Source organism: Flavobacterium sp. FlaQc-57, from assembly GCF_044007395.1.
Taxonomy (GTDB): Bacteria; Bacteroidota; Bacteroidia; order Flavobacteriales; family Flavobacteriaceae; genus Flavobacterium.
In genome coordinates this window covers 1-321 of the sequence record NZ_JBIPDA010000017.1, presented here as the reverse complement: position 1 = coordinate 321, position 321 = coordinate 1, and the positions used below count along the sequence as shown (strand labels likewise).

General features: G+C 42.4%; 1 pseudogene. It reads left to right on the top strand.

Features of this window, described 5'->3' with window-relative positions:
• Nucleotides 1–321: pseudogene (locus ACHRVZ_RS21410) on the top strand (PKD domain-containing protein); the annotation flags it as partial.

Sequence of the window (321 nt, the reverse complement as noted above, 5' to 3'; positions counted from 1 at the left end):
CGACAACTTCACAAGTAGATGTGCTTTGTAATGCTTCAACAACAGGTACTGCAACTGCTCTACCAACTGGTGGAACAGGAACTTATACTTATTCATGGAATACAATTCCGGTTCAGACTGGAGCTACTGCAACTGGTTTGGGCGCCGGAACTTATACGGTAACGATTAAAGATGCTAATCTTTGTCAAATTACCAGAACGGTAACCATCAATCAGCCAACAGCTTTAACAGCGACAACTTCACAAGTAGATGTGCTTTGTAATGCTTCAACAACAGGTACTGCAACTGCTCTACCAACTGGTGGAACAGGAACTTATACTT